Origin of the sequence: Brevibacterium sp. VCM10 (genome assembly GCF_000583215.1) — a bacterium.
Lineage (GTDB): Bacteria > Actinomycetota > Actinomycetes > Actinomycetales > Brevibacteriaceae > Brevibacterium > Brevibacterium linens.
In genome coordinates this window covers 1-21,655 of the sequence record NZ_JAJB01000042.1, presented here as the reverse complement: position 1 = coordinate 21,655, position 21,655 = coordinate 1, and the positions used below count along the sequence as shown (strand labels likewise).

Sequence of the window (21,655 nt, the reverse complement as noted above, 5' to 3'; positions counted from 1 at the left end):
TTCCCTCGCCGTGGCGGCCCGGCCGAACCGCCGGACCGCCGAGGTGATTGTGACGGCTGGGCTGTGCGGTAAGTTGTTGGCTGTGACGTTACTGACCGCCCGCGATATCCGCGAACTCGCCGCTGCCATCGGTCTGCGCCCGACGAAGCAGAAGGGCCAGAACTTCGTCATCGACCCCAATACTGTGCGCTCGATCGTCGCTGCCGCAGGACTTGCGGAGAACTCGGACGTCGTCGAGATCGGTCCGGGTCTCGGTTCGCTCACCCTCGGTCTCCTCGAAGCCGGCCACACCGTCACCGCCGTCGAGATCGACGAACTCCTCGCACAGAAGCTGCCGAGCACAGTGGAGACGTTCGCCGGCGGTGACGCTCCGTTCCGGCTGGTCCACGCCGATGCCCTGCGCGTCACGACGCTTCCCGCCCCGCAGCACGCGACCGAAGCCGTGGCAGGCACGCCCGACGCCGGTGAGAACCAGCCCGACGCCCTCGTAGCGAACCTGCCCTACAACGTGGCCGTGCCCGTGCTGCTGCACTTCCTCGAGACCTTCCCGAGTCTGACGACCGTCCTCGTCATGGTCCAGCTCGAAGTCGCCGAACGGCTCGCTTCCGCACCGGGCTCCCGCACCTACGGAGTCCCCAGCGTCAAGGCGCAGTGGTACGGGGATGTGCAGCTGGCGGGCAAGATCGGCAAGAACGTGTTCTGGCCGGCCCCGAACATCGACTCCGGACTCGTGCGCATCGACGTCACCCGCACCGACCGCGACCCAGCGACCCGCAGCCGCCTCTTCGCCCTCATCGACTCAGCCTTCGCCCAGCGCCGCAAGACCCTGCGCGCCGCCCTGTCCGGCTGGGCCGGCAGCCCCCAACAATCCGAAGACCTGCTGACCGCGGCCGGAATCGACCCGAAGACCCGCGGCGAGGCCCTCACCGTCGCCGACTTCGAACGCCTCGCCGCCGTGGCCGTCGACGATGACGCCTCCGCAACAGCTCCGCCCACCGAGGATCCCTCACCATGACCGTCCCGCTGCACCCGCGCATGACGATCCCGGCCCCGGTGAAAGTGTGGGCGCCGGCGAAGATCAACATCCACCTCGGTGTGGGCGCGGTCGACGACGGATATCACGAGCTCGCGACCGTGTTCCAAGCGCTCAACCTCGGCGAGACCCTGACCCTCATTCCCGGCGGAACACGAACGATCATCGTCCAGGGCCGCTACGCGGATGCCGCGGTCCCACGCGATGAGTCGAACTTCGCCAGACGCGCCGTCGACCTCCTCATCACCGCACTCGACGATGATCGTGACGTCGACGTGCTGCGTGACCTCGACATCGTCATCGACAAGCAGGTGCCCGTGGCCGGTGGCATGGGCGGGGGATCGGCCGACGCTGCCGCCGCCCTCGTCGGAGCCGCCCACCTCGTCGGCGGGGTCGATGAGGCGATCCTCCACGAATGCGCGGTCGCCGTCGGCGCCGACGTCGCGTTCCTCCTGCGCGGGGGCACGGCCATCGGCCACGGTCGCGGGGAGAAGCTGAGCCCCGTGCTCACTCGCGGAACCTTCCACTGGGTGATGGCCACCTCGGCGTCGCCCCTGCTCACCCCGGACGTCTACGCCCGCTTCGACGAGCTCAACCCCGACCCGGCACCCGCGACCGTCCCCGACCGGGTGCTCACGGCGCTCGCCGCCGGCGAACCGGACACGCTCGCGGAATCTGCGGCGAACGACCTCACCGAGGCGGCCGTGTCCTTCATGCCCGAAATCGCCGAGGTGATGGAGGCCGGCCGGGACGCCGGAGCGCTCCTGCCCCTGCTCAGCGGGTCGGGCCCGACGATCGGCTTCCTCGCCCGCGACGCCCACCATGCCCTCGACCTGGCCGTTCTCCTGCAGGCCACGAGAGGCGTCAACGAAGCGCTGCGCACCACCGGGCCCGCCCCCGGAGCGCACATCGTGGACGGCGGCTGACCGTGGGGGAGAGGAACGGCACCCCCGCCGAGGCGGGCGGCAGTCCGAAATCGGGGCCGGAGAACCGCAGCAACCTCCATGAGACGCTGCGCGACCAGGTCGGACAGGACATCGTCGCCGGGCGGCTGGCCGCCGGGACGATCATCAAGGCCGAGGATCTGCGTGCCCGCTACGACGTGTCGCTGTCGGTGGTGCGCGAAGTCGTGCGAGTCCTCGAATCATTGGGCATGCTGCAGCCGATCCGTCGGGTCGGTCTCGTCGTGCTCGCGATGAGCGAATGGATGCTGCTCGACCCGCTCGTCATCCGCTGGAGGATGACCGAGACTCCGGCGCGGCAGCTGCGATCGCTGACCGAACTGCGGGTGGCCATCGAACCCGAAGCGGCCGGACTGGCCGCTCAGCATGCCCCGGCGGACGTCGCCGAGGAGATCATGGGTCTGGCCGCCCGGATGAGGGCGACGGGCAGACAGGGCGATGTCGAAGCGTTCCTCGATGCCGATGTGGCGTTCCACCGGACGGTGCTCGGCGCCGGCGGCAACGAGCTCTTCGCCGCCTTCGACACCGTCATCGGTGAGATCCTCGCCGGGCGCACCGGGGCGGGGCTGATGCCGAAGTTCCCGCATCCGGATGCCCTGCAATGGCATTTCGACGTCGCCGACGCCATCGGCGGGCAGGACCCGGCCCGGGCGAAGGACGCGATGGCGAAGATCGTGGCCAAGGCCGATGCGGAGATGGGCAGCGTCTGGGCCGACGAACCCCGGCACACCGGACACTGACGAAACCGACGCCTGGTCCGAGAAGCCAGTCGCATGGTCCGAGGGGCCCGTGCGGCCGAGAGGCCCGGCGCATGGTCCGAGGGGCCCGTGCGGCCGAGAACCTGTCCTAGAACAGGCTGACGATTCCGTAGAGGACCAGGCTGAGCAGGAATCCGACGGTGCCCAGCAGCGTCTCCGCAACGGTCCAGGTCTTCAGCGTCGTCTTCGTGTCCATGCCGAAGAAGCGGGAGACCAGCCAGAAGCCGGAGTCGTTGACGTGGCTGGCGAAGACCGAACCGGCCGCCAGCGACAGCACGATCGCGACGACCTGCAGGCTCGAGAAGTCGGGGTTGCCGACGACGATCGGCTGGACGAGAGCCGCCGCGGTCGTCAGCGCCACTGTGGCCGAACCCTGCGCGATGCGCACGATCGCGGCGATGACGAATCCGGCGACGATGACGGGCAGACCGAGGGCGGCAAGTGATTCGGCCAGCGAATCGCCGATGCCGCTGGCACGCAGGACTCCGCCGAACATACCGCCGGCGCCGGTGATGAGGATGATCGAGCACACCGGGCCGAGCGCGGAGTCGACGACGGTCTCGATGAGCGACTGGCCCTTCTTCTGCTTCCAGCCGAGCAGCCACATGGCGATGACGACGGTGATGAGCAGGGCGATCGGGGTCTCTCCGAGCAGTCGCAGGGAGCTGATGAACACCGATTCGACATCGACCCACCCGGCTTCACCGGCGAAGTTCAGCCCGGTGTTGAGGAAGATGAGCACGAGCGGCAGGACGAGGAGGAAGATGACGTGGCCGAGCTTCGGGCGCGAGGCGAAGTCGGCATAGGTGTCGTCCTTCCCGGCCGAGAGGACCGACGGGACCGCGACGTCGATGCGTCGGCCGATGATGAGCCCGAACAGGTACCCGGTGAGGTACCAGGCCGGGATGGCGACGACGAGTCCGCAGATGAGGACGAGACCGACGTTCGCGCCGAGCAGTCCGGAGGCCGCGACCGGGCCGGGGTGCGGGGGCACGAAGATGTGCATGGCGGAGAACGCCATGGCCGCGGGCATCGCGTAGAGCAGCAGAGATCCGCCGAGGCGGCGCGCGATCGTGAAGATGATCGGCAGCATGACGACGAGGCCGGCGTCGAAGAAGATCGGGAAGCCGAAGAGCAGCGAAGTCACACCGAGGGCGAACGGTGCCCGCTTCTCACCGAAGAGGCGGATGAGGGCATCGGTGAGCACCTCGGCGCCGCCGGAGAGTTCGAGCATCCGCCCGAGCATCGCACCGAGGCCCACGAGCAGGGCCACGCTGGCCAGGGTCGACCCGAAACCGTCGTAGAGGACGTCGATGAGGTCGCCGGGCATGATTCCGGCGGCCAGCGCCGTGATCACTGAGACGATGACGAGGGCGATGAAGGCATGTACGCGTGCCTTGATGATGAGCAGGAGCAGCACGGCGATGGCCGCGGCTGCGATGCCCAGCAGAGCCGGGGTCGACAGAGTCCAGGCCAGTTCGAGTTCGGTCATTGTTCCTCTTCCTTGAGGTCAGGTGGATGGACGGACGGTGGACGGGGTGATCATGCGCTCATCCGCTTCACGGATGCGAGGATCGCACCCAGGACATCGGGGATCGACTGGTCGACGTCGACGGTGGCGTGAGCTTCCTCGGCAGCGAGCGGTTCGAGGGTGGCCAGCTGCGAGTCGAGCAGGTCGGGGGACATGAACTCATGGTCGCGGCGGGCCAGATGGTCGGCGATGACCTCTCGAGGACCGTCGAGATGGATGAAGACGAGCTCGGGTGCGGACCTGCGCAGCAGGTCACGGTAGGTGCGCTTGAGTGCGGAGCAGGCGATGACGGGAGCCGGGGTGCGAGCGGCTTCGAGTGCGACACTGTCGAGCCAGGGGGCCCGATCCTCATCCGTGAGCGGCACCCCGGAGCCCATCTTCGCTTTGTTCGCCGCGGAGTGCAGATCGTCGGCGTCGACGAATCGACGGTCGAGGGCGTGCGCCACCTGTGCGCCGAGGACGGTTTTGCCGGTTCCCGAGACGCCCATGATGACGAGCGGTGGAAGGAAAGGGCTGTGACCCATAACCGAAACCTCTCGATAAAATATGAAGAAATATCTACAATCAGTTATTAAAACAGATTTATTGCACCGTAGTGCTGGCAGGAAGCGACTGTCAATACTGCCGATCCAGGGAAGAGGAATGCTCATGAAGGCCGATGTCGCAGTGATCGGAACCGGTGTGATGGGATCGAATCTCGCCCGCAATCTCGCCCGGCAGTCCGACCACCGTGTGGCCGTCTACGACAGGGACGTCGAACGCGCCCAGAGCCTGGCTCAGGACTTCCCCGAGGCCGATTTCATCGTCGCCTCCGACCCGACCGACCTGGCCGCGAAGCTCGCCGAACCGCGGGTGGCGATCCTCATGGTCAACGCCGGAAGAGCCACGGATTCGGCGATCGGCGACCTCGCCGAGGCGTTCGCACCAGGTGACATCATCGTCGACGGCGGCAATTCCCACTTCCGGGACACGATCGACCGTGGGGTCCGACTCGAGGGCACCGGCATCGAGTTCGCCGGGGTCGGCATCTCCGGGGGAGAGGTCGGCGCTCTGCTCGGACCTTCCCTCATGGTCGGCGGATCGGAGACCGCATGGCAGCGTCTGCGCCCCCTGCTCGAACCCATCGCAGCACAGGCCGGAGATGAGGCCTGCGTGGACCACATCGGCACCGACGGGGCCGGGCATTTCGTCAAGATGGTCCACAACGGCATCGAATACGCCGATATGCAGCTCATCAGCGAGGCCTTCGCCCTCCTGCGCGACGGCCTGGGGATGACGCCGGCCGAGATCGCCGAGGTCTTCGCCGACTGGAACACCGGAGAGCTCGAGTCCTACCTCATCGAGATCACCGCCGACGTCCTCGCCCACGTCGACGAGGCGACGGGCCGGCCGTTCGTCGATATCGTCGCCGATGCGGCGAAGGCCAAGGGCACGGGTGCGTGGACAGCGCAGGTCGGGCTGGATCTCGGGGTTCCGGTGCCCACCATCGCCGAGGCGGTCTTCTCCCGGTCGCTGTCATCCGCGCTCGATCTGCGCGCTCAGGGGCTCCGGCTGGCCGGTCCCCGTCCCGGCGCCGAACCGTCGTCGCTGCCCGGCCACGAGCGGACGGCTCGCATCGACGAAATCGGTCGGGCGCTGCTGCTCGGCAAGGTCATGGCCTACGTGCAGGGCTTCCACGAGATCTCTGCCGGGGCCGCCGAACACGGCTGGGACATCGACCTCGGGCGCCTCGCTGGGATCTGGCGGGCCGGATGCATCATCCGGGCCCGACTGCTCGATCGCATCGTCGGGGCCTTCGATTCCCCGGCCCCTCCAGAGAACCTGCTGGCTGCCGAGTTCGTCCGCGAGGTTGCCGAGGGCTGCCAGGAATCCCTGCGTTCGAGTGTCGTCCAGGCTATCGGTGGCGGCATCGCCGTCCCCGCGCTGGCCTCGACGTTGTCCTACTTCGACGGACTGCGCACCGAGGCGGGCAGCGCCGCTCTCATCCAGGCCCAGCGCGACCGCTTCGGTTCGCACACCTATGCGCGCACCGACCGTCCCGGGACCTTCCACACCCTGTGGTCGGGGGATCGCAGCGAAGTCGAGCTCTGAGCCGATCGAGCTCCGAACGGTCGGCCGCCTCGGTGACAGTCGACCGGAACGACGGGGCCGCCTCGGTGCGGTGCGAAACTGACGGTCGGCCGCGCCTCGGTGACGGTCGAACTGATCTCACCCATCGACTGTGGTGGCCCGGATGTCGGACTGTCGATATGTTAGAGCCATGACTTTGCCACACGAAGATGTTGACCCAGACGGCCTGCTCGAATACTCGGTGGTCTTCACCGACCGATCGCTCAACCACATGTCGCAGCGATTCGTGTCCGTGATGCAGGAGATCAACCGGATCCTGCGCTCGGCCTACGATGCCGATTCCGCAGCCATCGTCCCCGGCGGCGGCAGCTACGCCATGGAATCCGTGGCCCGCCAAGTGGCCACCGGCAAGAAGGCGCTGATCGTGCGCAACGGTCTGTTCTCCTTCCGCTGGTCGCAGATCCTCGACGCCGGAGCCATCGCCTCGGAGACGACCGTGCTCAAGGCCTCCCCGGAGTCCGCCGAGCACCAGTCGCCGTGGTCGCCGGCCCCCATCGCCGAGGTGGTCGCCGCCATCGAGCGCGAGAAGCCCGCTGTCGTGTTCGCTCCCCACGTCGAAACCGCCTCGGGAATGGTCCTGCCCGATGACTACGTCCGCCAGGTTTCCGAGGCCGTGCATTCGGTCGGCGGAATCTTCGTTCTCGACTGCATCGCCTCGGGTGCGGTGTGGGCATCGATGACCGACCTCGGTGTCGATGTGCTCGTCTCCGCCCCGCAGAAGGGCTGGAGCGGATCGCCGTGCGCCGGATACGTCATGCTCAGCAAGGCCGGCCGCGCCGCCGTGGAGGCGACGACGTCGACGAGCTTCGCGATGGATCTGAAGAAGTGGCTGTTCATCGCCGACGAATACGAAGCCGGTCGTGCGCCGTACCATGCGACGATGCCCACCGACGCTCTGGCGCACAACGCCAAGCTCATGGCCGAGAGCGAGGAGCGCGGCTTCGACAAGCTCGCCGCGGCGCAGGCCGAGCTCGGGCAGCGCGTGCGCGCGGTCTTCGCCGAACGCGGACTGCCCTCGGTGGCGTCGGACGAGTTCGCCTCGCCGAGCGTGGTCGTCGTCCACACCGACAACCCGCAGCTCGCCACCGGCGCCGGCTTCAAGGAGGTCGGCGTGCAGATCGCCGCTGGCGTGCCGCTGCAGTGCGATGAGCCCGAGGATTTCTCGAGTTTCCGCATCGGCCTGTTCGGTCTCGACAAGCTCGGCGACATCGACGGCACGATCGCTCGCCTCGAGGCCGCTCTCGACTCGATCGGCGTGACCGCCGAAGCCTGAGCGGCGCGCACGAACCTGCACCGGCAGCGCCCGCGCCCACCGGCAGTCGCAACTTACACAGGCAGTCGCAACTTACACAGTCAGCGCCATAACCTCCCGCTGCAACGAGAGGCTATGGCGCTGACTGTATGTTGTGACGCTAACGGTGCAGGCCACCATCAACGGTGAGGGATGCTCGGAGAGGCTCGCGCGGCCGCAATGGGTTGAGCCACGCGCAGCCGAGTTCAGCAGCGCTCGACGCGACCGCCCGATTCTCCGGGAGGTAATTGCAGAAATCTTCGTGGGAAATCAACAATTACCTACCGGAGAATCCTGCGCGGGCACGTTCCGGTCCCGGGCACGCTGCGCCGCCGGGCACGCTCCGCCGCCGGGCGGGTCCGGCTCTGCGCTCGGCCTCAGGCGGTGTCTCCGAGGGCGACGACGTTGTCGGCGAGCCGTTCGTTGCTGCCGTACATGAAGTGGTTGGCCATGTTCTCGGAGAACCGGCTGGCTTCTGTGGTCAGCCCGACCGCCTCGGCGACCTCGCGGATGTGCATCGGGGTGGCGCCGCAGCAAACGCCGATGTAGTTGACGCCCAGGTCGTAGGCCTCCTTCGCGAACGCACCGATCTCGTAGCGGTTGGTCTGCAGGGGATCGAGAGCGGTGGGGAACGTGCGCCCGTGCGGAGAGGCCACCTCGGCGCGGGGGTCGGAGAGGTTGAAGAACGTCGGCTCATCCTCCGTGGTGCGGTAGGGGATCGGCAGGGCGCCGACGTGACAGGACACGGCCGCCCGGATCTCCTTGAGCCACGGCAGCATCGTCATCGGCCCGCGGAAGCAGTTGAGGCCGACGACATCGACGCCGAGCTGCTCGAGGCGCTGCGCGGTCTCGACGATCCCGACCCCGTCGGCCATCTCCTGGAAGGCCATCGGTGCCAGTGTGAGCACGACGGGCAGCCCGCTGGCCTTGGCGATCTCGGCGGCGGCGATGGCCTCACCGGCGAAGTAGAAGGTCTCGCCGATGATGAGGTCGGCACCTTCCTCGACCGCCCAGCCGACCATCTCGGCGAACATGGCCCGCACCTCGGCCTGCTTGGACTCATCGGCCGGGTCCCAGATGTTGGAGTTCGAGATGTTGCCGGCCATGAAGTTCCCGGGCTCGGCATCGGCGACGGACCGGGCGATCTGCAGGGCGGCGCGGTTGAGAGGCTCGAGCAGGTCCTCCTTGCCGATCACGCGCATCTTCTCGCGGTGTCCGTTGTAGGTGAAGGCCTCGACGATGTCGGAGCCGGCCCGCTGAAAGTCGACGTGCAGCGACCGCAGGGCATCGGGGAATTCGAGGGCCACCTCGGGGACGAATTCGCCGGCCGACAGGTATCCGCGTTTCTCGAGCTCGAACAGGAAGCCTTCCGCGCAGATCACGGGGCCGGCATCGAGGCGTTGGGTCAGTGCGTTGGTCGCGGTCATGGTTGCTCTCCGATTCGATGATGTGGTCGAGCCCGGGCGAGCGGCCCGAACCTGGGTATCACACCATCGATCGCCGCAGCGACGTCCGTCACATCGACACAAATCGTCGCCGATCGCCATGAAAGGACACGACATTCGCCGAGGCGGCCCGCCGAAGAGCGCTCACAGCTGGGCTCCGGTGTGGCCCGGTCGGGGGCAGGCACCGGCGGTTGCGGACCGAGGGTCAGCTGTCCTCGTCGCCGCTGAGGTAGACCGGCAGGCGACGGTAGCGCATTGCCCGCTGGGCGGCTCCGGCGGGAACCTCCTGCGTGGTTTCGTACGTGGCGTTGTTCTGCGGAACCTCGTGCGAACCCGGCAGCGGGTACGCCTCGCCCGCGACCGGTGCCGGCGAGGCGAAGGACTGCTGCTGGCCCGGCTGCTGTTCGAAGCCGGGGGAGTGCTGGTAGCCGACTCCGGGCAGCGGCTGCAGGCCGAGTCCCTGCCGGTCCGGTCCGTCGCCCTCGCTGTAGGCGTTGCCGGGGTGATGAGCGTCGCCGGAGTAGTAGGCATCTCCACGGCGGCTACGTCGGCTGCCGCCGCCACGTCCGCCGCGCCGGTCGGAATCCTCCGGTCGCAGGAACGGGAACGGTTTGAGCAGCAGGCCCGTGACGGTCGACGACCACCAGCGCAGAGCGCGTTCGAAGGGCCCCCAGGACAGCACGCCCGTCCACACCACGGCCAGGGCCGCGCAGATGAGGAGGACGACGGCGTCGTGGAGTACGGTGCGGCTGTCGTCGAGGACCGGCTGCAGGCCGCGGACGACGAAGCCGTGGAGGATGTAGACCGCCAGGCTGTGCTTGCCGATCGTGGCGAGCGTGTCTTTCGTGTTCGACAGCCAGGTCAGGAGCGCCAATGTCAGCAGCACCGCTCCGAGGTCGACGATGAGGCGCAGGCCTACGCCTTCGGGAACGCTGACGCCGAAGTGGGCGAAGTTGAGGCTGCCGTAGAGCCAGTTGTGATCGACCTGGTCGAGGTAGAAGTATCCGACTGCTGCGAGTGCGGCGACGCTGAGGCCGAGTTTCTGCCAGATCGCAAGGCTGCCCGCCCAGCCGATGATCTGCTTGCCGTAGAGCTTGCCGATGACGAAGAACGGCCAGAACGCCATCGTCCGAGCCGCGGAGAGTTCGGTGTCGAGGATCGGCAGGAGTCCGCCGAAGAGCCCGACGACGAGCGAGGCGACGAGCATCGTGCGGGGGAAGCGCTCGATGAAGGGGACCGTGATCATCCACCACGCCATCGACAGCAGGAACCACGTGTACCAGAACGGTCTGAGGAAGTCGTAGTCGGGATTGAGCCCGAAGATCCACATCCACCCCCACATGAGCGGCAGCACCGTGGCGAGGAGAACGAAGTAGGTCAGCACCCGTTCGGCCAGCTTGTTCGACTTCGCCGTGATTCCGGCGAGGAAGACGAACGCCGGCATGTGGAACATGTAGATGAAGTACATCGGTGCGCCCAGGATCGGCGACTCCCACGGAGAGGTTCGAGCGAGAAGGTGGCCCAAAACCACCAGGAAGATCAGTATTCCCTTGGCGCGGTCGATGCGATAGTCCCGTGTTGACACGCCGATACACTACCGCACCCGGCAGGCTTTGGGGAAAGATCACACCATCGCCGAGGTGGTCGCCCGGTCATGTGGGACGCTGGCCTCGCGTGTGCGACCAGCGATGGAAACGACTAGTCGCGGGCGGCGCAATTGACGCATTTGGCCGCATAGGGGCGGGCCTCCAGCCGCGCCTCGGCAATGGGTCTGCCGCATTCGATGCAGATCCCGAACGTGCCCGCGGCGAGGCGGTCGACCGCCTCGGCGATCTCATCGAGGCGATTTTCGGACTGTTCGAGCAGGGTCGCGGCCTGCGACCGTTCGAAGGCCAGCGTCGCGCCTTCCGGGTCGTGCTCGTCGTCGCTGTTGTCACCGTCGCGGGCGGCCGAGACCTCGTCGATACCTTGGGTCAGACGGTTGATGAGCGCCTGCGTCTCCGCCCGCTCATCCTCGAGCCGCTCCCGCATCTGCGCTTCGTCGATCATCGTCGTCTCCTCGGCGTGGTCCGGCTTCGTCGTCCGGCATTATCGTCGTTCGGCATTGTCGTCGTTCGTCGCCTCGAAACTCCGGCGTCGAACGTTCAGGCTTCCAGGGCCTCGGAGGCGTCGAGCCAGCGCATCTCGAGCTCGTCGAGTTCGTCCTGAGACTCACGGATCGCTGCCGTGAGCTCGGCCAGTCCTTCGAAGTCGGTCTGGTCGTGGGCGGCCATCTCCTCGTGCTTCTGCGCGATCTGCGCGCCCAGCTTGTCCATCCGCCGTTCGATCGCGGACACTTCCTTCTTCGCCGCCCGGGCTTGCGCACCGGACAGTTTCGGAGCCGACGTGGCTCCCTCGCTCGCCGAGGCGGCCCCACCGGAACCGTCCCCGCCGGTTCCCGTCGCGGCCCCGTTAGAACTGCCGGACGCCTTGTTCGAACCGGCGGCACCCCGGCGTTCCTGTTCGGCTCGCAGTCGCAGGTACTCTTCGACGCCGCCGGGAACATGGCGCAGTCCGTGATCGAGGATCGCGTACTGCTGATCGGTCACGCGCTCCAGCAGGTACCGGTCGTGGGAGACGACGATGAGGGTGCCCGGCCAGGAATCGAGAAGATCCTCCATGGCCGCAAGCATGTCCGAATCGACGTCGTTGGTCGGCTCATCGAGGATGATGACATTGGGTTCGGCCATGAGCAGCAGCAGAAGCTGGAGGCGGCGCTTCTGTCCGCCGGAGAGCTCCTTGACCCGTGCGGACAGATGTTCCTTCGCGAAGCCGAGCCGTTCGAGCAGCTGAGCCGGGGTGAAGTCCTTGCCTTCGATGGTGAACGAAGTCTTCGACTCGGCGAGGACTTCGCGCACACGGGAGTCGGCGATCCGGGCCAGATCCTTGAACTGCTGATCGAGCACGCCGATCTGCACGGTCTTGCCGCGCTTGACCCGTCCGGCATCGGGGTCGATCTCTCCCGAGATCAGACCCAGCAGGGTCGACTTCCCGGCGCCGTTGGGGCCGAGGATTCCGGTGCGTTCGCCGGGACCGATACGCCAGGTGACATCGTCGAGGATCGCAGTCTCACCGAAGTGCTTGGACACGTCGAGCAGATCGACGACGTCCTTGCCCAGGCGGGCCGTGGCCATCTTCTTCAACTCGATCGGATTGCGGACCTCGGGCACGTCGGCGATGAGCTGGTTGGCCGCCTCGATGCGGAACTTCGGCTTCGACGTCCGAGCGGGTGCGCCGCGCCGCAGCCATGCGAGTTCCTTGCGCATGAGATTCTGTCGCTTCGCCTCGGTGGCGGCAGCGATCCGGTCGCGTTCGACGCGCTGGAGGACGTAGGCGGCATAACCGCCTTCGAAGGGCTCGACGATGCGGTCGTGGACCTCCCAGGTCTTCGTGCACACCTCGTCGAGGAACCACCGGTCGTGGGTGACCAGCAGCAGGGCTCCGGCGTTCTTCGGCCACCGGCCGCGCACATGCTTGGCCAACCATGCGATGCCGTCGACGTCGAGATGGTTCGTCGGCTCGTCGAGGATGAGCATGTCCCAATCGCCGATGAGCAGCGCCGCCAGGGCCACCCGGCGGCGCTGACCGCCGGAGAGCGAGGAGATCTGCGCATCCCAATCGAGATCGGCGATGAGTCCGGAGATGATGTCACGGGCCCGCGGATCGGCCGCCCATTCGTGATCGGCGGCATCGCCGACGACGGAGAAGCCCACGGTCGCTTCGTCATCGAGGTCATCGCTTTGGCCGAGCATGCCCAGACGCAGACCGCCGCGATAGGTCACGCGTCCGGAATCGGGTTCGATGGTGCCGGCGAGCATGCCGAGCAGACTCGACTTGCCGTCGCCGTTGCGGCCGACGATGCCGATCATGTCGCCGGACTCGACGCCGAGGGTGACGGAGTCGAAGACGACGCGCGTGGGATATTCGAGGTGGAGGGCTTCTGCCCCGAGGAGATGTGCCATAGCGCTCCCTAGCCTAGTTCACGATGACCGGGTCCCGGCCACTGCTGGGGCTCTGCTCTGTGCCCCAGCGGAGTGTCTGCTCTGTGTCGGCAGGCGGTCTCCGCGCCACGGTCGACTGTCTCAAAGATGGGGGTCTGTGCGTTCGCATTGCGGACCGCGAACGGCCGTGCGTGACGGAATATTTCTTTTTCATATCGGTGTCCGTGATTGAGGTGCTAGCGGAGCCGCCGAAACGACTTCGGTGCATTAGACTGACCGAAACTCATCAAAATATGACAGTTCGTCCAGTGGTTTCACATCTTCGGTAGGGGCAGACAGCGCCCTCATCCGTGTGCACTGTCTGTATCAGAAAAGAGAAAACGTGAAGAAGCTCGCTTCAGCGGTGTCGATGATCGCCGCATCCGCCCTCGTCCTCTCGGCCTGTGGTTCAGGTGAAGGAGGCGAATCCGGCTCCGACTACCTCGCCTGCATGGTCTCCGACTCCGGCGGTTGGGACGACCAGTCCTTCAACCAGTCCGGTCGGGAAGGTATGGAGAGCGCGAAGAAGAACCTGGGAATCGAAGAGAAGCTCGCCGAATCGCAGGGCGACGCGGACTTCGGGCCGAACGTCGACAACATGGTGCAGCAGGGCTGCAACCTCACCTTCGGCGTCGGATTCCTCCTCGAGGACACGATCCAGGAAGCCGCCGAAGCGAACCCGGACCTCAACTTCGCGCTCATCGACTCCACGTTCTCCGACGCCGACGGCAAGCCGGTGACGCTCGACAACGCCAAGGCAGTCGTCTTCAACACCGCCGAGGCCGCGTATCTGGCCGGCTATGTTGCGGCCGCGACCTCGGAGTCGGGCAAGGTCGGCACCTTCGGCGGCATCCAGATTCCGTCGGTGACGATCTTCATGGACGGCTTCGCCGATGGCGTGGACAAATTCAACGAGGACAACAACAAGGACGTCAAGCTGCTCGGCTGGAACAAGGAGAAGCAGGACGGATCGTTCTCCGGTGACTTCGAGAACCAGGGACAGGGCCAGGAACTGACCAAGCAGCTCATCTCGCAGGGCGCGGACGTCATCATGCCCGTGGCCGGACCCGTCGGCCTCGGTGCCGCAGCGGCGGCGAAGGAAGCCGGCGACGTCGACCTCGTGTGGGTCGACTCCGATGGCTACGAGTCGACCGAATACGGCGACATCATCCTCACCTCGGTGGTCAAGCAGATCTCGCAGGCCGTCGAAGACACCATCAAGGAAGGCACCGAGGACAACTTCACCAATGAGCCCTACGTCGGCACGCTCGAGAACGAAGGTGTGGGCATCGCTCCGTACCACGACTTCGAGGACAAGGTTCCCGAAGACGTGAAGAAGGACGTCGAAGAGCTGAAGAAGCAGATCATCGACGGTAGCCTCGTCGTCGAGTCGGAGAGCACACCGAAGTAAGCTCGTCGGATAAACTGCAGGGCCGAGTTCTTTCGGCCCTGCAGTTTTCAAGTTTGTGAGGAGAACCGGAAGCAGTGAAACTCGAGCTTCGCGGGATGACCAAGGTGTTCGGATCGTTCGTGGCCAACGACCACATCGATCTCACCATCCAGCCGGGCGAGATCCACGCCCTGCTGGGTGAGAACGGCGCCGGCAAATCCACCATGATGAACGTCCTCTACGGACTCTACGACGCCGATGGAGGAGAGATCCTCATCGACGACGAGCCGGTGAAGTTCTCCGGCCCGGGCGATGCCGTGGCCGCGGGAATCGGCATGGTCCACCAGCACTTCATGCTCGTGCCCGTGTTCACCGTGGCCGAATCCGTGGCGCTGGGCTACGAACCGACGAAGAGCCTCGGACTCCTCGACATCAACGAGGCGCGGAAGAAGGTCAAAGAGATCTCGTCGCGCTTCAACTTCAATATCGACCCCGACGCCCTCATCGAGGACCTGCCGGTCGGCGCCCAGCAGCGCGTGGAGATCATCAAGGCCCTGTCCCGGGACGCCGAGATCCTCATCCTCGACGAGCCCACGGCCGTGCTGACTCCGCAGGAGACCGACGAACTCATCTCGATCATGCGCCAGCTCAAAGAGCAGGGCACCTCGATCGTGTTCATCACCCACAAACTCCGCGAAGTCCGCGCGATCGCCGACGCCATCACCGTCATCCGCCGCGGCAAGATCGTCGGCGAGGCCTCCCCGGATTCGACCGAGACCGAACTGGCCAGCCAGATGGTCGGCCGTGCTGTGTCCCTCACGACCGAGAAGGACGCCGCCGATCCGGGCGATGCCACCTTCCAGGTCCGCGGGCTCACCGTCGTCGACAAAGCCGAGAACGTCGTCGTCGACGATGTGTCCTTCGACGTCCGTCGCGGCGAGATCCTCGCCGTCGCCGGTGTCCAGGGCAACGGGCAGACCGAACTGGCCGAGACGATCATCGGCCTGACCGAACCCCGCCTGGGCTCGGTCACGCTCGACGGCAGGGACCTCATCGGGAAGTCGGTGAAGGGCCGCCTCGGTGCCGGCATCGGATTCGTTCCCGAGGATCGGTCGACCGACGGCATCATCGCGGAGTTCGCCATCCGCGAGAACATGATCCTCGACGTCTACGATCGTGAACCCTATGCCAAGGGCCTCAACCTCAAACCGAAGGTCATCACGGAGGAGGCGAAGAAGAAAGTCGACGAGTTCGACATCCGCCTCGGCAGCGTGGTCGACCCGATCGCGACCCTGTCGGGAGGCAACCAGCAGAAGGTGGTGCTCTCCCGCGAGCTCGGTCGTGACCTGCGGCTGTTCATCGCCAGCCAGCCCACCCGCGGCCTCGACGTCGGATCGATCGAATTCGTGCACAAGCGCGTCATCGCCGAACGCGATGCCGGCACTCCCTGCATCATCGTCTCGACCGAACTCGACGAGGTCTACGGACTCGCCGACCGCATCGCCGTGATGTACGCCGGACGCATCGTCGGCATCGTGGGACCCGAGACCTCCCGCGAGGCACTGGGCCTGATGATGGCCGGCGTTCCCGCCGACGAAGCCCTCGAAGCCACGGCCGGCAGCGCGAGCACCGATGGTGCCGCGAACCCGGCAGACGATGCGGAACCGGCCGCCACCTCGGCGGATTCCGCATCCACCGCCACCCCGGCGGACGACGACTCAGCCACCACCTCGGCGGAGGAGACCAAATGACGACTGATATCGCACCGACGGCTCCTTCGCCGGCACCGCCGCCGAAGCCCGAGACCGCCGACGGCAGGGAACAGAGTCTGCTGCAGCAGATCCTGTCGGGATCCTGGCTCGTCTCGCTGCTGGCGATCGTGCTCGCCCTCCTGTTCGGCGGCGTCCTCATCGCCGTGTCGAACGCTGAGGTCGTCGCGGCGGCCGAGAACTTCTTCGCCGCGCCCGGCGAATTCTTCGCCACGCTCTTCCAGACCGTGGGCAACGCCTATTCGGCGCTGTTCCGCGGGGCGGTCTTCGACTGGGAAGCACGCACCACAGAACGCGCCATCCGGCCCCTGACCGAGTCGATGGTCTCGGGCACCCCGCTCATCCTCACCGGTCTCGGCATCGCCCTGGCCTTCCGCTGCGGTCTGTTCAACATCGGCGGTCAGGGCCAGGTCATCCTAGGCGCGACCATCGCCGGTTTCCTCGGCTATGCGCTGCCGCTGCCTCCCGTCGTCCACATGCTCGTCGCCGTCGTCGGCGGCATCATCGGCGGTGCGATCTGGGCCGGCATCGCCGGTGTGCTCAAGGCGCGCACCGGCGCCAACGAAGTCATCGTGACGATCATGCTCAACTCGATCGCCGGCTATGCACTGGGCTACCTGCTCAAGGAGAACTGGTTCACGCACACGAGTTCGGCCAACCCGCAGTCACGCGTCATCGACGACTCCGCGCACATGTTCCTGCTGCTGCCCGCGCCGTTCCGCCTCCACTTCGGTTTCATCATCGCCATCCTCGCCACGATCTTCGTGTGGTGGCTGCTCGAGCGGTCGACGATCGGCTTCGAGTTCAAGGCCGTCGGTGCGAACCCGCATGCGGCTCGGACCGCCGGCATCTCGGTGTCCAAGGTGACTGTGACGGTCATGATCGTCGCCGGTGCCCTGGCCGGACTCGGCGGTGCCGCCCAGGTGCTCGGCACCGAATTCAAACTCACCGGCGGCATCAGCGGATCGATCGGCTTCGACGCGATCACCGTCGCCCTGCTGGGACGGTCGAAGCCGTTGGGGACGTTCCTCGCCGGGCTGCTCTTCGGCGCGTTCAAAGCCGGCGGCTATCTCATGCAGTCCCAGACCGGTACGCCGATCGACATCGTCCTCGTCGTCCAGTCCGTCATCGTGCTGCTCATCGCGGCCCCGCCACTGGTGAGGTCGATCTTCCGGTTGCCCACGCCGGTGCTCAAGCGGAAGGAGGACTGAGATGACCGCTCAGACCGTGGACAAGACACCTTCGACCCAGGTCAAGGCGCTTTCGCCGATCGCCTGGAAATTCCCGATCGTCTATACGATCCTGGCGCTGATCTCGCTCATCTGCTTCGGCCTCATCGGCCGTGACGGAGAGACGACCTTCCGCGTGGCCAGCGGCGGAGACTTCTTCGCCATCCCCGACTTCGCCGTGTCCTCGACGGCGGCGGGGCTGACGCTGGGCATCCTGCTCGTCATCATGGCCGCCGTGTCGATCTATGCGGCGATCAAGCGCATCGACTTCGGCTCCTGGTTCCCGATGCTCTTCGGCGTCATCTTCGTCCTGTCGTTCCTCGCCTGGGCAGGCGGCGGATCCGGCGGTGTGATCCCGCTGACCACGCTGCTCGCCGGTGCCCTGGCACTGTCCGTGCCGCTGATCTTCGGCGCCATGTGCGGTCTCGTGGGAGAACGGTCGGGCATCATCAACATCGCCATCGAGGGCCAGCTGCTGGCCGGCGCCTTCCTCGCCGCGGTCGTCGCCTCGGTGGTGAACAACCCGTACGCGGGTCTGCTCGCAGCCCCCATCGCCGGTGCTCTGGTCGCCGTGGTGCTCACCTTCTTCGCGGTGAAGTACTGGGTCAACCAGATCATCATCGGCGTCGTCCTCAACGTCCTCGTCGTCGGCATCACGAGCTTCCTGTACTCGACGGTGCTCACCCAGGACCCAGGACTGTGGAACTCCCGGCAGAAGCTGCCGAATCTGCCGATCCCGCTGCTCTCGGACATTCCGGTGCTCGGGCGGGTGCTGTTCGACCAGAACATCCTCGTCTACATCATGTACGTCGTCGTCATCGCCCTGCAGATCTTCGTCTTCCGATCGAAGTGGGGACTGCGGATGCGCGCCGTCGGTGAGCACCCGAAGGCCGCGGACACCGTGGGCATCAAGGTCAACTTCACCCGCGTGCGCAACACTCTGCTCGCCGGTGCCATCGCCGGTCTCGGCGGTGCCTTCTTCACCGTCGGCTCCGGACTGGCCTTCGGCAAGGAGATGTCGGCCGGGCAGGGCTATATCGCCCTGGCCGCGATGATCCTGGGCAAATGGAACCCGAAGGGTGCGCTGCTGGCGGCTCTGCTGTTCGGCTTCTCCAAGAGCCTCGGCAACACCCTGCAGTCCATCGGCACCCCGGTGGCCAACGAGCTGCTGCTCATGCTGCCCTACATCGTCACCGTCTTCGCTGTCGCCGGATTCGTCGGCAGGGTCCGCCCGCCGGCCGCGGAAGGTGTGCCCTACGTGAAGTGAGTCCCGCCTCGGCGACGGATCGGTCAGCCACCGTCCCCGACGAACCGGCACGACCCCTCGAGCACCCCACAGTCACCACCCGAAGGAAGAGGTCTCCCCATGACTGTCCCCGAACCTCACCCGACCGACCCGGCTTGGAGCGAGGAACCCACCCCGGTCGCCCCCGAGGACCTCAGCGAGGGCACGTGGGAGCTGCTGCGGGCCGAAGCGAAGCGGGCAATGGCGCGGGCCTATGTGCCCTATTCGAACTATCCGGTCGGGGCGGCCGGTCTCGTCGACGACGGGCGCATCGTCGGCGGCTGCAATATCGAGAACGCCTCGTTCGGGGTGACTCTGTGCGCGGAGTGCTCGCTCGTCTCCGAGATGTTCATGACCGGCGGCGGCCGCCTCGTCGCCTTCGACTGTGTGGACGGGGAAGGCAACACCCTCGTTCCCTGCGGACGGTGCCGGCAGCTGCTGTTCGAACACGGCGGAAACGACCTCGTCATCAACATGCCCAGCGGACGTGAGCCGATGTCCGTGGTCCTGCCCGAGGCATTCGGACCCGATCACCTGGCCGCCGCACGCCGCGACCATACGGCCAAGCACTGACCGATCGACTCCCGCGCCGAGGCGGACGTGGCCGGAACGAGACGGCTGGGGCCCCTGAGGACAGAGTCTGTTGAGGACCAGGGCCTTGAGGGCGACGACTGAGCCGACAACGAAGATTTCGACGACAACGAAGGATTGAGACCGTGAGCGTAGAAGCATTCGACACCGTCGACGTCATCGCCGCCAAACGCGATGGCCGAGCCCTGAGCAAGGAGCAGATCGACTGGGTCATCGACGCCTACACCCGCGGCGCCGTTGCCGACGAGCAGATGGCGGCCCTGGCCATGGCGATCTTCATCAACGATATGGCACCCGACGAGATCGCCCACTGGACGCAGGCGATGATCGACTCCGGTGAGCGGATGGACTTCTCGTCGCTGACCCGACCGACGTCGGACAAGCATTCGACCGGGGGAGTCGGCGACAAGATCACCCTGCCCCTGGCCCCGCTCGTCGCCGTCTTCGACGTGGCCGTCCCGCAGCTCTCCGGCCGCGGTCTCGGCCACACCGGCGGCACCTTGGACAAACTCGAATCGATTCCCGGCTGGCAGGCGGGACTGAGCAATGAGGCGATCGTCGACCAGCTCGAGGACGTCGGCGCCGTCATCTGCGCCGCCGGATCCGGTCTGGCTCCGGCGGACAAGAAGCTCTACGCCCTGCGCGACATCACCTCGACCGTCGACTGCATCCCGCTCATCGCCTCCTCGATCATGTCGAAGAAGATCGCCGAGGGCACCTCCGGGCTCGTCCTCGACGTCAAGGTCGGCTCCGGGGCGTTCATGAAGGACCTGACGAAGGCCCGCACGCTCGCCGAGACGATGGTCGAACTCGGCAAGGCCGCCGGAGTGAACACCTCGGCGCTGCTGACCGATATGTCCACACCCTTGGGTCTGACCGTCGGCAATGCTCTCGAGGTCCGCGAATCCGTCGAGGTCCTGGCCGGCGGCGGACCCGCCGACGTCGTCGACCTCACTGTCGCCCTGGCCGAGGAGATGCTGCGCCTGGCGGGCAGGACCGATATCGACGTCCGCGCCGCCTTGGCCGACGGGCGGGCCATGGACAAGTGGAAGCAGATGATCCGCGCCCAGCACGGCGACCCGGACGCCGCTCTGCCCGTGGCCGAGCACACCGAGGTCGTCACCGCGACCGATTCCGGGGTGCTCACCTCGCTCGATGCGCTCTCGGTGGGAGTCGCCTCGTGGAGGTTGGGTGCCGGACGGGCGCGGAAGGAGGACCCGGTCCAGGATGTGGCCGGAATCGAACTCCACGCCAAACCCGGGGACACGGTCACGGCAGGACAGCCGCTCATGACACTGCACACGGCCACCCCGGAACGGTTCGACCGGGCGATCGAGGCGTTGGAGTCCGCGGTCGAGATCGGCGGGGACGCCGCCTCGGTGCCGGAATCGATCGTCTTCGACACGATCACCTGAGCTCGATCACACATCGGCGGGCCTACTGCGCGGCCGCCGGCCTGACTACTCTGGAACCACAGCCTGAGAAACTGCACCACTGACTGCACCACTGACTGCACCACTGACCTTGGAGGAACCCATGACCAGTCGCACCGATGTCGCCGCGATCATCGACCACACCCTGCTCAAGCCCGAAGCGACTCCCGCCGACGTCGATGCCCTCGTGGCGGAGGCGAAGGAATTGGGCGTGCTCGCGATCTGCGTGTCGCCGTCCATGCTGCCGATCACCGATCCGGGTGAGCTCGTCGTGGCCACCGTCGTCGGGTTCCCCTCCGGCCAGGTGAAGCCGAAGATCAAGGCCGCCGAGGCGGCTCAGGCCGTCGCCGACGGTGCCGCCGAAGTCGACATGGTCATCAACATCGGACAAGCCGTCGCCGGGGACTTCGACGGGCTCGAGGCCGATATCCGGGGTGTCGTCGAGGCCAGCGGGGATGCCCTCGTCAAGGTCATCATCGAGTCGGCGGCGCTGAACGATGAGCAGATCGTCGAGGCCTGCCGTCGCGCCGAGGCCGCCGGTGCCGGATTCGTCAAGACCTCGACCGGTTTCCACCCGGCAGGCGGAGCCAGCGCTCACGCTGTGTCGCTGATGCGCGAGACCGTGGGCGACCGCCTGGGAGTGAAGGCCTCCGGCGGAATCCGCACAGCCGAGGCGGCCGAAGAGATGATCGCCGCCGGCGCGTCCCGCCTGGGTCTCTCCGGCAGCCGTACCATCCTCAACTCCCTCTAATTACTACCTGACGGCGGCCCAGCAACCTCGCGCGAGGT

General features: G+C 66.5%; 18 protein-coding genes. 12 read left to right on the top strand and 6 right to left on the bottom strand.

All coding sequences use genetic code 11. The features are described from left to right. The first annotated feature begins 82 nt into the window (after positions 1-82). From rsmA to AD89_RS0112810, 3 genes are read left to right on the top strand one after another with little or no spacing between them, the layout of a single operon-like run. Positions 83-1,015 (top strand): 16S rRNA (adenine(1518)-N(6)/adenine(1519)-N(6))-dimethyltransferase RsmA, encoded by a 933-nt coding sequence (rsmA, locus tag AD89_RS0112820; protein WP_025779491.1) that lies wholly within the window; start codon positions 83-85, stop codon positions 1,013-1,015. Beyond that, positions 1,012-1,959: a 4-(cytidine 5'-diphospho)-2-C-methyl-D-erythritol kinase gene (locus AD89_RS0112815; RefSeq protein WP_025779489.1), complete on the top strand. Its 948-nt coding sequence runs from the start codon at positions 1,012-1,014 to the stop codon at positions 1,957-1,959. The genes rsmA and AD89_RS0112815 overlap by 4 nt, the downstream gene beginning before the upstream one ends. A 2-nt stretch (positions 1,960-1,961) precedes the next feature. Next, a complete protein-coding gene (locus AD89_RS0112810; protein ID WP_025779487.1) occupies positions 1,962-2,735 on the top strand; it encodes a FadR/GntR family transcriptional regulator in 774 nt (257 codons plus the stop codon). 106 nt (positions 2,736-2,841) lie between these two features. Here the strand turns inward: AD89_RS0112810 and AD89_RS0112805 are convergent, their stop codons facing one another. Together AD89_RS0112805 and AD89_RS0112800 are read right to left on the bottom strand one after the other, a co-directional pair. Next, positions 2,842-4,245 (bottom strand): GntP family permease, encoded by a 1,404-nt coding sequence (locus AD89_RS0112805; protein WP_025779486.1) that lies wholly within the window; start codon positions 4,243-4,245, stop codon positions 2,842-2,844. 50 nt (positions 4,246-4,295) lie between these two features. Continuing rightward, positions 4,296-4,808 (bottom strand): gluconokinase, encoded by a 513-nt coding sequence (locus AD89_RS0112800; protein WP_025779484.1) that lies wholly within the window; start codon positions 4,806-4,808, stop codon positions 4,296-4,298. Between the two features lie 124 nt (positions 4,809-4,932). Between AD89_RS0112800 and gndA the strand changes: the two genes are divergently transcribed. Continuing rightward, positions 4,933-6,375 (top strand): NADP-dependent phosphogluconate dehydrogenase, encoded by a 1,443-nt coding sequence (gene gndA, locus AD89_RS0112795; RefSeq protein ID WP_025779482.1) that lies wholly within the window; start codon positions 4,933-4,935, stop codon positions 6,373-6,375. 169 nt (positions 6,376-6,544) lie between these two features. After that, on the top strand, positions 6,545-7,687 hold the full coding sequence (locus tag AD89_RS0112790; RefSeq protein WP_025779480.1) for an aminotransferase class V-fold PLP-dependent enzyme: 1,143 nt from the start codon (positions 6,545-6,547) through the stop codon (positions 7,685-7,687). Positions 7,688-8,082: 395 nt separating this feature from the next. Here AD89_RS0112790 and AD89_RS0112785 read toward each other — a convergent pair whose 3' ends face one another. From AD89_RS0112785 to AD89_RS0112770, 4 genes are all read right to left on the bottom strand, one after another. Continuing rightward, positions 8,083-9,132: a homocysteine S-methyltransferase family protein gene (locus AD89_RS0112785; protein ID WP_025779478.1), complete on the bottom strand. Its 1,050-nt coding sequence runs from the start codon at positions 9,130-9,132 to the stop codon at positions 8,083-8,085. A 223-nt stretch (positions 9,133-9,355) separates the two neighbouring features. Next, positions 9,356-10,735 carry an acyltransferase family protein gene (locus tag AD89_RS18640; protein WP_025779476.1) on the bottom strand — a complete coding sequence of 460 codons (1,380 nt, stop codon included), beginning with the start codon at positions 10,733-10,735 and terminating at the stop codon, positions 9,356-9,358. A gap of 113 nt (positions 10,736-10,848) precedes the next feature. Beyond that, the gene (locus AD89_RS0112775; protein WP_025779475.1) at positions 10,849-11,199 is read right to left on the bottom strand and encodes a TraR/DksA family transcriptional regulator; all 351 of its coding nucleotides are present in this window, start codon (positions 11,197-11,199) and stop codon (positions 10,849-10,851) included. A 95-nt stretch (positions 11,200-11,294) separates the two neighbouring features. After that, positions 11,295-13,151 (bottom strand): ABC-F family ATP-binding cassette domain-containing protein, encoded by a 1,857-nt coding sequence (locus tag AD89_RS0112770; protein WP_025779474.1) that lies wholly within the window; start codon positions 13,149-13,151, stop codon positions 11,295-11,297. A 361-nt stretch (positions 13,152-13,512) separates the two neighbouring features. Between AD89_RS0112770 and AD89_RS0112765 the strand changes: the two genes are divergently transcribed. The 7 genes from AD89_RS0112765 (at position 13,513) to deoC (ending at position 21,617) form a co-directional block, all read left to right on the top strand. Then, a complete protein-coding gene (locus tag AD89_RS0112765) occupies positions 13,513-14,580 on the top strand; it encodes a BMP family lipoprotein (RefSeq protein WP_025779472.1) in 1,068 nt (355 codons plus the stop codon). Between the two features lie 74 nt (positions 14,581-14,654). Further along, positions 14,655-16,310, top strand: coding sequence for an ABC transporter ATP-binding protein (locus AD89_RS0112760; RefSeq protein WP_025779470.1), 1,656 nt, complete (start codon positions 14,655-14,657; stop codon positions 16,308-16,310). Beyond that, positions 16,307-17,539 carry an ABC transporter permease gene (locus AD89_RS0112755; protein WP_025779468.1) on the top strand — a complete coding sequence of 411 codons (1,233 nt, stop codon included), beginning with the start codon at positions 16,307-16,309 and terminating at the stop codon, positions 17,537-17,539. Before AD89_RS0112760 ends, AD89_RS0112755 begins: the two co-directional genes overlap by 4 nt. Before the next feature lies 1 nt (position 17,540). Then, on the top strand, positions 17,541-18,824 hold the full coding sequence (locus AD89_RS0112750) for an ABC transporter permease (RefSeq protein ID WP_025779465.1): 1,284 nt from the start codon (positions 17,541-17,543) through the stop codon (positions 18,822-18,824). 99 nt (positions 18,825-18,923) lie between these two features. Then, positions 18,924-19,415, top strand: coding sequence for a cytidine deaminase (locus AD89_RS0112745; protein ID WP_025779463.1), 492 nt, complete (start codon positions 18,924-18,926; stop codon positions 19,413-19,415). A 143-nt stretch (positions 19,416-19,558) separates the two neighbouring features. Then, positions 19,559-20,848 (top strand): thymidine phosphorylase, encoded by a 1,290-nt coding sequence (locus AD89_RS0112740; protein ID WP_025779461.1) that lies wholly within the window; start codon positions 19,559-19,561, stop codon positions 20,846-20,848. A 121-nt stretch (positions 20,849-20,969) separates the two neighbouring features. After that, positions 20,970-21,617, top strand: a complete 648-nt coding sequence (gene deoC / locus AD89_RS0112735) for a deoxyribose-phosphate aldolase (RefSeq protein ID WP_025779458.1) — start codon at positions 20,970-20,972, stop codon at positions 21,615-21,617. The last annotated feature ends 38 nt before the right edge of the window (positions 21,618-21,655 follow it).

Coding starts and splice junctions, on each gene's coding strand:
- AD89_RS0112750 (WP_025779465.1), top strand. CDS start 17,541: ATGACCGCTCAGACCGTGGACAAGACACCTTCGACCCAGGTCAAGGCG.
- AD89_RS0112770 (WP_025779474.1), bottom strand. CDS start 13,151: ATGGCACATCTCCTCGGGGCAGAAGCCCTCCACCTCGAATATCCCACG.
- AD89_RS0112805 (WP_025779486.1), bottom strand. CDS start 4,245: ATGACCGAACTCGAACTGGCCTGGACTCTGTCGACCCCGGCTCTGCTG.
- AD89_RS0112800 (WP_025779484.1), bottom strand. CDS start 4,808: ATGGGTCACAGCCCTTTCCTTCCACCGCTCGTCATCATGGGCGTCTCG.
- AD89_RS0112790 (WP_025779480.1), top strand. CDS start 6,545: ATGACTTTGCCACACGAAGATGTTGACCCAGACGGCCTGCTCGAATAC.
- AD89_RS0112815 (WP_025779489.1), top strand. CDS start 1,012: ATGACCGTCCCGCTGCACCCGCGCATGACGATCCCGGCCCCGGTGAAA.
- AD89_RS0112775 (WP_025779475.1), bottom strand. CDS start 11,199: ATGATCGACGAAGCGCAGATGCGGGAGCGGCTCGAGGATGAGCGGGCG.
- AD89_RS0112755 (WP_025779468.1), top strand. CDS start 16,307: ATGACGACTGATATCGCACCGACGGCTCCTTCGCCGGCACCGCCGCCG.
- AD89_RS0112745 (WP_025779463.1), top strand. CDS start 18,924: ATGACTGTCCCCGAACCTCACCCGACCGACCCGGCTTGGAGCGAGGAA.
- deoC (WP_025779458.1), top strand. CDS start 20,970: ATGACCAGTCGCACCGATGTCGCCGCGATCATCGACCACACCCTGCTC.
- AD89_RS0112785 (WP_025779478.1), bottom strand. CDS start 9,132: ATGACCGCGACCAACGCACTGACCCAACGCCTCGATGCCGGCCCCGTG.
- gndA (WP_025779482.1), top strand. CDS start 4,933: ATGAAGGCCGATGTCGCAGTGATCGGAACCGGTGTGATGGGATCGAAT.